The 13,116-nt window shown below is 73.9% G+C and carries 9 protein-coding genes and 2 pseudogenes; 2 read left to right on the plus strand and 9 right to left on the minus strand.

The window, feature by feature from the left end:
- Nucleotides 1-416 precede the first annotated feature (416 nt).
- From F9B16_RS43340 to F9B16_RS43360, 5 genes are read right to left on the minus strand one after another with little or no spacing between them, the layout of a single operon-like run.
- A complete protein-coding gene (locus tag F9B16_RS43340; protein WP_151546091.1) occupies nt 417-1,133 on the minus strand; it encodes an ABC transporter ATP-binding protein in 717 nt (238 codons plus the stop codon).
- Nucleotides 1,130-1,885, minus strand: coding sequence for an ABC transporter ATP-binding protein (locus F9B16_RS43345; protein ID WP_151546092.1), 756 nt, complete (start codon nt 1,883-1,885; stop codon nt 1,130-1,132). The genes F9B16_RS43340 and F9B16_RS43345 overlap by 4 nt, the downstream gene beginning before the upstream one ends.
- Complete coding sequence (locus tag F9B16_RS43350) at nt 1,882-2,928, minus strand: branched-chain amino acid ABC transporter permease (protein ID WP_151546093.1); 1,047 nt, start codon at nt 2,926-2,928, stop codon at nt 1,882-1,884. Before F9B16_RS43350 ends, F9B16_RS43345 begins: the two co-directional genes overlap by 4 nt.
- Before the next feature lie 2 nt (nt 2,929-2,930).
- A complete protein-coding gene (locus F9B16_RS43355; protein ID WP_151546094.1) occupies nt 2,931-3,818 on the minus strand; it encodes a branched-chain amino acid ABC transporter permease in 888 nt (295 codons plus the stop codon).
- The gene (locus F9B16_RS43360) at nt 3,815-5,047 is read right to left on the minus strand and encodes an amino acid ABC transporter substrate-binding protein (RefSeq protein WP_151546095.1); all 1,233 of its coding nucleotides are present in this window, start codon (nt 5,045-5,047) and stop codon (nt 3,815-3,817) included. Before F9B16_RS43360 ends, F9B16_RS43355 begins: the two co-directional genes overlap by 4 nt.
- 203 nt (nt 5,048-5,250) lie before the next feature.
- Between F9B16_RS43360 and F9B16_RS43365 the strand changes: the two genes are divergently transcribed.
- Nucleotides 5,251-5,964 carry a winged helix-turn-helix domain-containing protein gene (locus F9B16_RS43365; protein WP_151546096.1) on the plus strand — a complete coding sequence of 238 codons (714 nt, stop codon included), beginning with the start codon at nt 5,251-5,253 and terminating at the stop codon, nt 5,962-5,964.
- Nucleotides 5,965-6,013: 49 nt separating this feature from the next.
- A pseudogene (locus tag F9B16_RS43370) lies at nt 6,014-7,369 on the plus strand (ATP-binding protein); the annotation flags it as partial.
- A gap of 40 nt (nt 7,370-7,409) precedes the next feature.
- Here F9B16_RS43370 and F9B16_RS53195 read toward each other — a convergent pair.
- The 4 genes and pseudogenes from F9B16_RS53195 to F9B16_RS51715 form a co-directional block, all read right to left on the minus strand.
- Nucleotides 7,410-8,360: a TAXI family TRAP transporter solute-binding subunit gene (locus F9B16_RS53195; RefSeq protein ID WP_151546098.1), complete on the minus strand. Its 951-nt coding sequence runs from the start codon at nt 8,358-8,360 to the stop codon at nt 7,410-7,412.
- A gap of 102 nt (nt 8,361-8,462) precedes the next feature.
- A complete protein-coding gene (locus tag F9B16_RS43380; protein ID WP_151546099.1) occupies nt 8,463-11,693 on the minus strand; it encodes an FG-GAP-like repeat-containing protein in 3,231 nt (1,076 codons plus the stop codon).
- A 115-nt stretch (nt 11,694-11,808) separates the two neighbouring features.
- A complete protein-coding gene (locus tag F9B16_RS43385) occupies nt 11,809-12,600 on the minus strand; it encodes an ABC transporter permease (RefSeq protein ID WP_151546100.1) in 792 nt (263 codons plus the stop codon).
- A pseudogene (locus F9B16_RS51715) lies at nt 12,597-13,116 on the minus strand (hypothetical protein); the annotation flags it as partial. The gene F9B16_RS43385 and the pseudogene F9B16_RS51715, both read right to left, overlap by 4 nt.

A 13,116-nucleotide genomic window follows, 5' to 3' on the forward strand; every position in this document is an offset into this window, starting at 1 on the left:
CCACAACAGGTTCAAGCGCCCCCATATTTCGTCAAGCACGCCCCAAGACCCCACCCGACCAGCAAAGACCACCCAAAACTCCCCCAACGCAAGGGCTGCAGCCCAGTTCACCCACCCCAAAAAAAGTTTGGAACGATCTCCACAGAGGCGGAAAACCCGCCCGTGGATCACCCCCAGAGCGCCCCAGACCACCCGCTGAACAGGGGCTTCGACCCACCTCACGCACCTGGAAAGCCCCCGCGCGGCCCTGGTCCGGCCCGTCCCACACCCACGCAAAGGCCCCTTTGGACGGGCCGCTACCCGCCCCACCAGCCGCCCCTGGGGCACGGGGGCAGGTCCTTTGTGGAAGGGGAACGTAAAGCGGGGCGCGCACCGGCGGCCGGTGCGCGGCCCGCTTCCCAGCAGGGGCCTGAGGGTCAGGAAACGGGAGTCTGGGGTGGGTCTCCGCCCAGGTAGGCGCTGCGCATGCGCGGGTCGGCGGCGAGCTCGGCGGCGGTCCCGGACAGCCCGATCCGGCCGAGTTCCAGTACGTAGCCGCGGTCGGCGACCTCCAGGGCGGCGCCCGCGTCCTGCTCGACGAGGAGGACGCCCGTGCCCGTCCCGGCGATCCCGGCGAGCCGCTCCAGGATCTCGTCCACGACGAGCGGCGCGAGGCCGAGGGACAGCTCGTCGATGAGCAGCAGCCGGGGCCGGCCCATCAGCGCCCGCGCGATGGCGCACATCTGCTGCTCGCCGCCGGACATGCTGCCCGCGACCTGGCCGAGCCGGTCGGCGAGCCGGGGGAAGAGCTCCAGGACCGGGCCGAGGTCGCCGTTCCTGGGCACCCAGCCGCCGAGCCGCAGGTTGTCCCGGACGGTCAGCCCCGGGAACAGCCGGCGACCCTCGGGGACGTGCGCGACCCCGGCGGCGGCGATGTCCTCGACGGCCGCGCCGATCAGCTCGCGGCCCGCCACCCGGACCGACCCGCTCCGGTCCGGGATCATCGCGGTGACGGCCCGCAGCAGCGTGGACTTCCCGGCGCCGTTGGGGCCGACGAGCGCGACGATCTCCCCTTCGTCCACCGACAGGGACACCTCGTGCAGCACCCGCACCCGGCCGTAGCCCGCGGTGAGCCGGTCGATCTCGAGCATCATGAGCGGTTCTTCCTCGTGTACCGGTGGCCGAGATACGCCTCGATGACCCGCGCGTCGCCCAGCACCTCGTCCGGCGGGCCCTGGGTGAGGACGGCGCCGTGGTGCAGGACGAGGATCTCGTCGGAGACGGCGGCGATCGCCTGGACGATGTGCTCGATGACCAGCAGGGTGAGGCCCTCGCCGCGCAGCTCGTCGATGAGCCGGAGCGCCGGGTCGATCTCGGCGGCGCGCAGCCCGGCCAGGACCTCGTCCAGCAGCAGCACGCGGGGCCGGAGGGCGAGCGCCTTGGCCAGTTCGAGGCGGCGGGCGTCGGCGACGGGCAGCTCGGCGGGCGGCAGGTCGCCCTTGCCGCCGAGGCCGACCCGCTCCAGCACCCGCTCGGCCTCCCGGCGGGCGCGGGCGCGGGAGCGGATCCGGGCCGGGCCGAACATCACCGCGACGGTGACGTTGTCGGCGACGGTGAGGCCGCGGAACGGCTTGACGATCTGGAAGGTCCGCGCGACGCCGGCGTGTGCGATCCGCCAGGGCCGGGCGCCGGTGAGGTCGGTGTCGCCGATCAGGACGGACCCGGCGGTCGGCTTGAGATGGCCGCTGATCAGGTTGACGAGGGTGCTCTTGCCCGCCCCGTTCGGGCCGATCACGCCGAGGACGCGCCCGGCGGGCAGTGCCAGGTCGACGCCGGAGACCGCGAGCAGGCCGCCGAACCGGCGCTGCAGCCCGCGGACCCGCAGGACGGGGGTGTCGCCGCTCACAGCCGGTACCTCCGGACGTTGGACAGCAGGGAGAGGTCCCGGGTGCGGGCCGCGTCCCGGGCGAAGTCGACGACGCCCTGCGGCAGCAGGACCACCGCGATGATGATCAGCGCGCCGAGGGTGAGGTCGTGCGCCTCGGGCAGGTGCTGGCGCAGGTACTCGGAGGCGATCGCGATGCCGGCGGCGCCGAGGATCGGGCCGAGCACGGTGCCGGCCCCGCCGAGCACCACCATCACGATCATCAGGACGGTGATGTCGACGTCGAACAGCCGCTGCGGGTAGATCGTGACCTGCTGGAACGCGTAGGCGGCGCCGGCGGCGCCGGTGAGCGCGGCGGACACGGCGAACGCGGCGGTCTTGGCGACGGTGGTGTTGACGCCCATCGCGGCTGCGGCGTCCTCGTCCTGGTTGACGGCGCGCAGCGCGTAGCCGGCGCGGCCGCGCGAGATCAGCGCGACGACGGCGGCGGAGACGGCGGCGATGCCGAGGAACAGCAGGTAGAAGCCGTCGTTGCCGAGCCATGGGGTGATCGCCCGGTCGCCGGTGGACGGGATCGTCGCGCCGGATCCGCCGCCGGTCCAGCGGGGGACGTTGGTGACGAGCTCGCGCAGGCCCTCGGCGACGCCGAGCGTCGCGACCGCGAAGTAGTGGCCCTTGAGCCGCAGCAGCGGCAGCCCGACCACGGCCGCGAACACGGCGGCGACGACTGCGGCGGCGGGCAGCGCGACCCAGAACGACAGCTTCGCGTGGACCATGAGGACGACGGTGGTGTACGCGCCGAGGCCGAAGAAGCCGACCTGCCCGAAGCAGGCGTAGCCGGTGTAGCCGCCGATGAGGTTCCAGGCGGCGGCGAGCGCGACGAACATGAAGACGGTGGTGACGGTCCGTTCCTGGCCCGTGTAGAGCTGGCTCTGCAGGCCGAGGCAGCCGAGGACGAGGAGGATCCCGCCTCCCCACGGCCACCAGGCGGGCAGGCGCGGGCGGCGTCCGCGAACGGGGCCCGCGGAGGTCTCCGCAGGCGCGGCGGTGCTGGGTTCGGCCATGGTCACACCTCGACCCGGGAGGAGTAGAAGGCCCGTCCGGCGATGCCCTGGGGCCGCACGGCGAGGACGATCACGAGGACGGCGAACGCGACGGCGTTGACGAGGGTGCCGGGCAGCAGCTGCCCGCCCCACGCCTCGACGAGGCCGAGCACCATGCCGCCGATCAGCGCGCCGTACATGTTGCCGAGCCCGCCGAGGACGGCGGCGACGAAGCTGAACAGGGTGAAGCGGCCGGCGTCGGCGGGGCTGAAGGTGCCGACGGCGCTGACCGCCGCACCGGCCGCGCCCGCCATCGCGGCGGCGAGGCCGAAGGTGAGGGCGTAGACGTGCCGGGCCCGGATGCCCATCAGCTGGGCCGCGCCGCGGTCCATGCCGGTGGCGAGGATGGCGAGGCCGGTGCGGGTGCGCCGCATCACCGCGACGAGGGCCAGCGTGAGCAGCAGCGCGACGGCCGCCGCCAGGAGCCGTCCGACCGGGACCCGGACGCCCGCCATCAGGGCGAACCCGTCGGCGGCGTAGCCGGTGGTCACCGAGCGGTAGTCGCCGGAGTACAGCAGGATGAGGCCGTTGACCAGCAGCAGGTTGAGGCCGAAGGTGAGCAGCAGGGTGATGAAGATCGGCGCCTTGACCACCAGGTTGATGAGCCCGCGCTGGACGAGGTAGCCGGCGGCGAACAGGGCGGCGGCGACCGGGACCATCGCGGCGAACGGGTCCAGGCCGAGCCGCCGGTTCAGCTCGAAGGCCAGGTACGCGCCGACGAGGACGAACGCCCCGTGGGCCAGGTTGATCACGTTCATCACCCCCCACACCAGGGAGAACCCGACGGCGATCAGCGCGAACAGGCCGCCCTGGAGCAGCCCGTACACGGTCGCCTGGAGGAACTGGCTCATGACCGGTTCCCGGTGCCGGGCCAGATCAGCGGGGCCTCGGCGGCCTCCTTGGGCCAGACGGTGACGGGCTTGCCCTTCCGCACCTGGACGACCTGCATGGTCTTCGTCAGGTTCTGGCCTTCGGGGGTGAACTTCAGCGGCCCGAAGAAGGTCGGCTCGTCGAGCGCGGCGAGGGCGTCCCGGACCTTGCCGGGATCGGTGCTCCCGGCCTTCTCGACGGCGTCGACCAGCGCGATGCACGCGGCCGTCGCCTCGGCGCCGTGGTATTCGGGTGCCCGGCCGCCGAACATGGCGGCGAACTGGGTGGCGTAGTCGGCGGCGGTGCCGATCCACTTGTCCTTGCCGGCCGTCTTCTCGGTCCACTGGGTGGAGCCGAGCACGTTCTCGGCGTCGGCGCCGAGCGACTTGGCGAAGTCGGGGGTGGGCGGCGCGACGGTCTCGGCGAAGCCGCCGGACGGCCGCACGCCGAGCTCCTTGGCCTGCTTGATGATCGCGATGCCCTCGGCGACGTGTACCGAGCCGACGACGACGTCCGGCCTCATCGGCTTGATCTTGGTGAGCGCGGCGGAGACGTCGGAGGTGCCGCTCGGGAAGTACTCGGTGGCGACGACGGTGAAGCCGAGCTTGCGGGCCTGGTCGGCGCCGGACTGGGCGACGGTCTTGGAGAACCCGTCGTCGGCGGACAGGAACGCCATCGTGCGCGGCTTCGGCCTGGCCAGTTCCGCGATCGCCTGGACCATGGACGCGGCGTAGGAGTGCGCCGGGGACAGCGCGGCGAAGGTCCGCCTGTAGCCCTTCTGGAAGATCTTGTCGTCGGCGCCGGAGCTGTCGGCCATCACCTGGCCGTTGCGCTCGATGACGGCGGCGGCGGCCTCGGTGGTCGCCGAGCCGTACGGGCCGAGGATCAGCTTGACGCCCTTGTCGTTGAACTGGTCCACGATCTGGGCGGCGGTGTCGGGCTTGGACGTGTCGTCCTGGTACTTGATGTCGAGCTTGAGGTGCCTGCCGCCGGCCGCGACGCCGCCCTTGGCGTTCACGGCCTTCTTGCAGAGCTCGTAGCCCTCCTTGGTCAGGCCGCCCTCGCGGGCCAGCGACCCGGTCAGCGACATGGACGCCCCGATCGTCAGCGTCGAGGAGTCCCCGCCGCTCTGCTTCTCGCCCTTCGATCCGCATCCGGCCGCGATCAGCGCCACCGCGGCGGCCAGCGCCGCCGCCTTCCTGGTTCGCATCGGGATCCGCCTGTTCCTCTCGGTCCGGGACGGCCGGCCATCCGCCCCGTCGAAGGCGCGGCCCGGAGGCGCGGTGTGCGCGCCCTTGCCGGGAAGGTAGGCGCGGGGCGGGCCGCGGCCGGAGGGCGGAGCGGCAAATTTGAGAAACTTCTAGGATCTGGCCCGTAGGCAGGGGACGCCCCGCTTTTTACGCTGTCCCCACCATGCGAATCCTTCTCGTCGACGACGACGACCGGTTCGCCGACGCGCTCACGGTGGCACTGCGCCGGCAGGGCTTCGAGGTGTGCCGGGCGGCGACGGGCGCGGCGGCGCTGGCGGCGCCGCCCGCCGATCTGGTGCTGCTGGACCTCGGCCTGCCGGACCTGGACGGCATCGAGGTGTGCCGGCGGCTGCGCGCCGGCGGCGACGTCGCGATCATCGCGGTGACCGCGCGGGGCGAGGAGCGCGACCGGGTCCTCGGGCTGCGCACCGGCGCCGACGACTACCTGGTCAAGCCGTTCGGGATCGCGGAGCTGGCCGCCCGGATCGACGCGGTGATCCGCCGGGTCCGGCCGGCGGCGCGGCCGGTGGTGGTGGCGGCGGGCGGGCTGCGGGTCGACACCGCGCGGCACCAGGTCACCGCCGCCGACGGGTCGCCCGTCGCGCTCACCCGCAAGGAGTTCGAGCTGCTCGCCGCGCTCGCCCGGCAGCCCGGCCTGGTCGTCACCCGGGAGCGGCTGCTGATCGAGGTGTGGAACGGCGTGTGGCCGGGGGCGCGGCGCACCCTGGACGTGCACATCGCGACGCTGCGCGCCAAGCTCGGCGACCCGGCGCTGATCAGGACGGTGCACGGGGTCGGCTACCGGCTGGCCGTCGAGGACGAGCCGGCCCCGCGGGCCGCGGCCGCCCCGGCGGGCGGGGCGGCGACGGACCCGTGACGGCGTCCCGGCCGCACCGGGCCGGGAGGTGAGCGGCATGCTGCGCCGCATGCTGGTGCTCTACGCGTCCCTGCTGCTGGTGGTGCTCACCGCGCTGGAGGTGCCGCTCGCGATCGCGTTCGCGGGCCGGCAGACGCAGAACCTGTTCATCGACCAGCTGAACGACACCGCCCGGTTCGCGTCCCTGGCCGAGCCGGCGCTGCGCAGCGGCGAGACGGTGACGCTGCGCGCGGAGCTCAGCCGCTACGACGCCCTGTACGGGATCGCCGCCGCCGTGGTCGACCGCGACGGCGAGGTCGTGCTGGCGTCGCGGGCGGGCACCGACATCGGCCGGCGGGCGGGGAGGCGGCTGCGCGACGCGCTGTCCGGGGAGCGCTCCGACGTCGACGAGGTGGTGTGGCCGTGGCGGCGGGGCCCGCTGGTCGTCGCGGAGCCGGTGGGGCTCGGCGGCCGGGTCGTCGCCGCGGTCGTGACCATCGCGCCGACCACGCAGGTGCGGGCGCGGACGGTGCGGCGGTGGTCGGAGCTGGCCGCCGCCGGACTCGGCGCGCTGCTGGTGTTCGGGCTGGCGGCCGTCCCGCTCACCCGCTGGTTCCTGCGCCCGATCCGGGAGCTGGACGTGGCGACCGGGGAGCTGTCGGCGGGCCAGTGGCAGGCGCGGGTCCCGGTGACGACCGGGCCGGCGGAGCTGCGGCGGCTCGGCGAGCACTTCAACGAGATGGTCGCGGCGCTGGGCCGCGTCCTGGAGCAGCAGCGGTCGTTCGTGTCGTACGCCGGGCACCAGATGCGCAACCCGCTGGCCGCGCTGCGGCTGCGGGTGGAGAACCTCGCGCCGCACGTCCCGCCGGGCGGGGAGGACGACCTGGCGCTCGCGGTCGACGAGGTCACCCGGCTGGGCCGGATCCTGGACGGCATCCTGGCGCTGGCGCGCGCCGAGGGCGGCAACTACCCGATCCGGGTGGTCGACTGCGGGCGGGTGGCGCGGGAGCAGGTGGACGCGCGGCGCCGCGCCTCCCCCGGCGTGAGAATCCGCTACCGGGGCGCGTCGCACGCGGCCGCGTACGCGGTGCAGGGCGGCGTCGGGCAGATCGTGGAGGCGCTCATCGACAACGCGGTCAAGTTCGCGGGGCCGGGAGCGACCGTCACGGTCACCGTGTCCCGGCCGCGGGCCTTCCCGGACGCGCCGGACGTCCCGGTGGTCGGCATCGACGTGGTGGACGACGGCCCGGGGATGCCGGAGGCGGACCTGGCGAACGCGACGCAGCGGTTCTGGCGCGGCGCCGGCCAGCAGAACGTGGACGGCACCGGGCTGGGGCTGAGCATCGTCAGCGTGCTCGCGGAGGCGTCCGGCGGGACGGTGCTGCTGATGCCGGCGCGGCCGCGCGGCCTGCACGTCAGGGTCGTCCTGCCGGCGGCGACGGGGTCGGGGCCGCCGCCCGTCCCGCTCATCCCTCGCCCTTGGTCTCCCGGTAGTAGCGGATCGCCCCGGGATGCAGCGGCAGCGGATACGTCGACACCGCCGACCGCCGGTCCAGGTACAGCGCCGCGGGGTGGGCCGCCGCCAGGTCGTCCCGGCGGGTGAACAGCAGCCGGGTCAGCGCGTACGCCCGGTCGTCGGGCATCGAGGCGTTGACGACGAGGTAGTTCGGGACGCCGATGGTCTGCACGGGCCCGTCGAGGCCGTACGTCGAGGCGAGGATCGACTGCTCCTCGTAGAACGCCTGGTACTTCTTGCGGAGCGGGGCGGCGTAGTCGGCGAGCTCGACGAGCCGGATGGGCATCTGCTTCGCGAGCTCGGCGATCTGCGGGATCGGCAGGCCGCCGGAGAAGAAGAAGGCGTCGATGCGGCCCGCGCGCAGCGCGGTGGCCGCGTCGGCGAGCTGCGTCCGGCTCGCGCGGACGTCCTTGCGCGGGTCGAGGCGGGCGACGGTGAGGAGCCGCGTGGCGATCAGCTCGGTACCGGAGCCGTCCGCGCCCAGGGAGACGCGGCGCCCGCGCAGGTCGGTGAGCTTGCGAATGTCGCTGTCCGCCGCGACGACGAGGTAGGTGTAGTTCTCGTAGAGGCGGGCCAGGGCGACGACGGGTTCCTGCTTGGTGAAGGGCGGGCGGCCCTCGAAGGCCAGTTCCGCCGAGTCGGCGAGGGTGAAGGCGACGTCGGCGCGTCCGGACGCCACCAGCCGCAGGTTCTCCACCGACGCGGCCGTGGCCAGCACCTGGGGCCGCGCGCCGGGCAGATGGGCCGCCGCAGCCCGCGCGATCCCCTGGCCGTAGGCGTAGTAGACCGCCTTCCGGCCGCCCGCCGCGATGACGAGGCGCCACGGCCGCGCCGGGCCGCCGCCGCACCCGGACACCGTGGACAGCAGCGCCGCCGCGACGAGGACTATGACCCATCTCACAGCGGCTAACCGTACGCGCGGCCGGGTGCCGAGGACATCCCCTGCGCCGCGCGAAAGCGCAAGTCAGCCGGGTCCGGTCGTTCCTGCTCGGGCGGCGCCCGGTCAGCGCGGCGGTCCGTAGTGGCCCGTGCGCTGGTCGTCGTGATGGTAGGTCGGCCACTCGGCGGAGGCCGCCTTGCCTTGCGTCGTCCAGGCGAACAGGTAGCCCTCGCGGGTGGTGGCGACCAGGTCGGTGCGGCCGTCGCCGTCGAGGTCCCCGGCGGACGGGGACCAGACCGTCCAGCCGCCGGTGAACAGGGGGAACCCGGCGGCCTGGCCGGTCGGGCCGAAGGCGTGCAGGGTGGAGGTGTCGCCGCCGCCGATCACCTCGGCGCGGCCGTCGCCGGTGACGTCCGCGATGAGCGGCGACCCGAGGAAGGCCAGGCCGGTGCGCCGCTGCGGGAAGCCCGGCACGGGCAGCGCCGTGGCGGCGTCGTAGCCGCGCTGGTAGTTGCCGATCGGCTGCCCGCTGCCGGGGAACAGCAGCGCGGCGACCAGGGACGCCGCGCCGGACCCGCCCTCGGTGTAGCTCAGCCGGTTCAGCGGCCCGAACCTGCCGAACGCCCCGGACGTGGTGAAGGAGAGCGGCACGTCGGCGGGCAGGTTCCCGCCGAGCACGGCGGCCGGGTCGAGGGCCGGGTTGGCGAGCGGCCCGTAGTCGCGCAGGATCCTGCCGGTCCCGGAGATCAGGTAGGTGGGGCCGAACGACGGGCCGGTGGCCACCTCGTCCTTGCCGTCGCCGTCCACGTCCGCCGTGACGGGCTGGTTGACGCCCTCGGTGATGAACTCCTGCGCGCTGCCGTAGAACGTCATGACCGAGGCCATCCGGACGGGCCAGCCGGCGACGGGGGCGCCGTCCGCGTGGTAGGCGAACGCGTAGTTGGCGCCGTAGAACTGCTCTCCCCCGCCCTTGCTGTCCGACAGCTGCGACCGGACGACGATCTCCGGCCTGCCGTCGCCGTCGAGGTCGGCGACGGCGGGCGTGCCGGGCAGCTTGTGGTCGTCGATCCGGACGTACCCGTCGGGCGGTCCGTCGCCCGTGCGCACTTCGACGGGCCATCCGGGCAGGTCGGAGCCGTCCGGGCGCCAGGCGTGGATCCGGCCGTCCCAGCCGGCCTGGACGACGTCGAGCCGCCCGTCGCCGTCGAGGTCCACCAGGACGGGCGAGGCGGTCGCGCCCTGCACCGGCAGCCGCGTGAACTTCAGCGCGGGACGCGGGACCGGCGGCGCGGTCACGCCGGTGTCGAGGGTCTTCGGCCAGCCGGGAAGGAGCCGTCCGGACGCGTCGAAGACATAGGTACGGCCGGTCGTGCTGGTCGCGACGATCTCCTGGTGGCCGTCATGGAGCAGGTCACCGACGGCGACCGGTGCCACGACGGGCTCGTGACCTGGGTCGATGCCCGGATACGCGTGCTGCGGGACGGTCGGCCGCGTCGTGACCGGCCACCCGGGCAGCTCCCTGCCGGACGCGCCGTCGAGCGCGTGGACGCGGCCGTCGCCGTCGCCGTAGACGATCGCCTTCCGGCCCTGGAGCTCGGTGATCGCGGGCTGGCTCTCGTTGCCGACGCCGAGCCTCCTCGAGAATCCGGCGCGCAGCGCGGGGTCGTGGTGGACGGCGATGGCGCGCCGCTCCTCCGCCATCCGCCCGGACGCGTCCCACACGCGCAGCCGCAGCGTGACCGTGTACTGCTCGCTGGCCGACAGCGCCTTGTCGTCCGACAGCTTGTACGGCGCATCCCACACAGATTTCGGAACCTGCGACAGGTCCAGAGTGCCGATGCGGCCGTCGTGAGGTGAGGAGCCTGAGCCGGAGCCGGCCTGCCGGAACGCGGCGCCGGACGGCTCGATGCCCGGCGCCCAGTCCAGCTCGTACCGGTACCCGGACGAGCGCGGCGCCGCGACGTACCCGGTGACGTCCACCGACTTCGCGGTCACCGGATCGTAGAGCGAGTACCAGTCGGGCCCGGTGATCGCGCCGACGGGCGGGACGTTCCCGTCCTTCACCGCCTGCATGGCCCGGGCGACGTTCGGCCGCCCGTACCCGTACTGCCGGTCCCATCCCGGTTTGCCGGGCCAGGGCAGGGACGGGTCGTCGACGTCGGAGGCCGTCGCGCGCAGCACCTGGACGGCCTCCTCGTTCGTCAGCGGCTTCCCGGCCTGGATCCCGTAGGACAGCAGCAGCCCGAACACCCCGCCGGTCGTCGGCGTCGACTCCGACGTCGACCCGCCCTGCGTGGCGACGGAGAACATCGCCTTGGCGCCGAACGACGTCTCGTCGGAGCGCGTCCGGTAGGTGGTGGTCAGCGTGTTGGCGAGCGGGTCCGGGACCCCGGCCGTGTTCGGGACGAGGCCGTTGCCGGGGATGACGTGCGGCCAGAACATGCCGCCCTGGTGGTCGGTGGAGTCGAAGTCGTTGCTCGACTCGACCATGACGACGCCGTCCCGCCACAGCTTCTCGACGGTCTGCCGCATGAAGGCGGAGTAGCCGAGGTCGGCGGTCGTGCTGACGATCACCTTCGCGCCCATGTGCGCGGCGTACAGCCACGCCTGCGCCAGGTCGTCCGTCCGGTCGAGGGCCTCCTGACCTGCGCGGACGGGCAGGATCCGGCAGCGCGGGCACACCCCGGCGCCCTGCACGCCGTTGTTGGTCTGGGCGGCAAGCGTCTTCATCTGGCCGTTCGCGTGCCCGTAGGTGGAGTCGTAGGTGGCGGGGTCGTTCTGCCGCTCGTAGAAGTCCCAGCCGGAGATGTCGTCGGTGAAGCCGTTGCCGTCGTCGTCCTTGCCGTTGGAGAAGGCGGCGATCAGGTCCTCGGGGTCGATGCGCCCGTTGCCGTTGGCGTCCTTCACCCGCGGGTCGGCGGCGTAGTCGGCGGCGGTGACCGCGCCGTCGCCGTCCTTGTCGTACGTGGACGACCCCTCTGGCTTCGGCAGTTCGCCGGTGTTGAGGAACACCTTGTCGGCCAGTTCGGCCGCGTCGCCGTTGTGCCAGTTGATCCCGCCCTCGACGTAGGCGATCACGACGTCCGGCGACCCGGTCGTGTACTCGCGCCACGCCTTGTCGACCGACATCCCGGACGCGTTCTCCGGGTCCTTCGCGTTCGGCGCGCACTTCGGCATGAACGAGTAGAGCGCGTGCTGCTCCCCGTTGACGCCCTTGCCGCAGCCCTGCACCTCGGCGCTCGCGTAGTCCGGATCGTTCGGCGGCGACGCGGGGAACCCGCCGTCCGCGAAGGCGGCGGGAGCCCAGGCCACCAGTCCCGCCACGAGGATCGTCATCACCGGCCGCACGCGCATACCAGGCTCCCGACGTCACCACCAGCACGGAACCCGAATATCCCTCACCTTCACCGCCGCGCCTACTCACCCCGATGACACAAGAACGTCACACGGATGCGCTGAAGCACAGGGGTCAGGCGTCGCGGGCCCGGAGGAGGGCGACCGCGGCGAGCAGGGCGGCGGCGGCCCACGCGGCGAGCACCGCAAGGCCCCGCCACGGGGAGATCGGGAGTCCGGCGAGCCCCGTGGTGGCCTGGACGGCCAGCCCGGCGGGCATCGGCGCGATCTTCTCCAGGCGGCGCTGCCAGGCCGGGTCGCCGATGACGTTGATGACGATCGGGAACAGGTACAGCAGGCCGAGGACGGTCCCGATGGCGGCGGCCGAGTCCCGGACGGCGGCGGCCACCCCGAGCGCGAGCAGCGCGATCAGCACCAGGTAGAGGACGGACCCGGCGGCGGCGCGCAGCGTCGGGCCGTCCGCGAGCGAGATCGGCGGGCGGCCGTTCGCGGCCGTGAACCCGTTCCCCGGCAGGACGAGCCGTCCGGCCAGCAGCGACGCCGCGATCGCGACCGCCCCGGCGGCCAGCACCGTCCCGGTGAGGACCGTGCCCTTCGCGGCGAGGACGGCGGCCCGGCGCGGAACCGCGGTGAACGTCGTCCGGATCATGCCGGTGCCGTACTCGTTGCCGATGGCCAGGACGGCCAGGATCGCGACGGCGGCCTGGCCGAGCATCACCCCGGTCAGGCTGAGCCGCGTCACGTCCGAAGCGCAGTCGGGCGGCGCGCAGTGGGCGGAGCCGTCCGCGCCCGCGCCGAGCGCGACCGTCGAGGCGATCGCGGCGAGCAGCAGCCAGGCGGGGCCCGCCTCGGTGCGGAACTTCGTCCACTCCGCGTGCAGCGCGCGCAGGAAGGGCGGCCGGGTCATGCGTCCCTCCGGCGGAGCAGGTGGGCGGCGGCGGCGAGCGCCACGACGGTGTAGGCGCACATGACGGCGAAGCCCGCCCAGGGCGGCAGCGGGAAATAGCCCGAGGACGGCGCATAGACGGTGTCGACCTGCGGATAGCGCACGACGCTCTGCTGGATCGCGAACCCGGCGGCCGGGGTGACCCGCAGCAGCCACCCGGACGGCCCGTCCGGCAGCAGCCCGCCCGTGGCCAGGACGTAGGGCAGCACCAGTGCCGCGACGATGATCGTCACGGCCGCCGCGCCGCGCCGGATCACCGCCGCGACGGCCAGTGCGAGGACGGCCGCGAGCGCGAACAGCAGCGCGGTGCCGACGACCACGCGAACCTCGGTCCAGGTGGAGGCCGGCAGGATGAAGAAGCCGTGGCCGCGCGCCCGCGCGCCGGTGAGCGGGACGGCGACGGCGGCGGCGGCCAGCCCGGTGACGAACGCGGCCGCGCCGGCGACCAGGGCCTTCGCGGCCAGCACGCGGCCGCGG

It is taken from the genome of Actinomadura montaniterrae (genome assembly GCF_008923365.1).
Lineage (GTDB): Bacteria > Actinomycetota > Actinomycetes > Streptosporangiales > Streptosporangiaceae > Spirillospora > Spirillospora montaniterrae.

Excerpts from the sequence above, each read along its gene's own strand:
- F9B16_RS43340 (WP_151546091.1), bottom strand. The coding sequence starts at position 1,133 with ATGATGCTCGAGATCGACCGGCTCACCGCGGGCTACGGCCGGGTGCGG.
- F9B16_RS43350 (WP_151546093.1), bottom strand. The coding sequence starts at position 2,928 with ATGGCCGAACCCAGCACCGCCGCGCCTGCGGAGACCTCCGCGGGCCCC.
- F9B16_RS43355 (WP_151546094.1), bottom strand. The coding sequence starts at position 3,818 with ATGAGCCAGTTCCTCCAGGCGACCGTGTACGGGCTGCTCCAGGGCGGC.
- F9B16_RS43360 (WP_151546095.1), bottom strand. The coding sequence starts at position 5,047 with ATGCGAACCAGGAAGGCGGCGGCGCTGGCCGCCGCGGTGGCGCTGATC.
- F9B16_RS43365 (WP_151546096.1), top strand. The coding sequence starts at position 5,251 with ATGCGAATCCTTCTCGTCGACGACGACGACCGGTTCGCCGACGCGCTC.
- F9B16_RS43380 (WP_151546099.1), bottom strand. The coding sequence starts at position 11,693 with ATGCGCGTGCGGCCGGTGATGACGATCCTCGTGGCGGGACTGGTGGCC.
- F9B16_RS43385 (WP_151546100.1), bottom strand. The coding sequence starts at position 12,600 with ATGACCCGGCCGCCCTTCCTGCGCGCGCTGCACGCGGAGTGGACGAAG.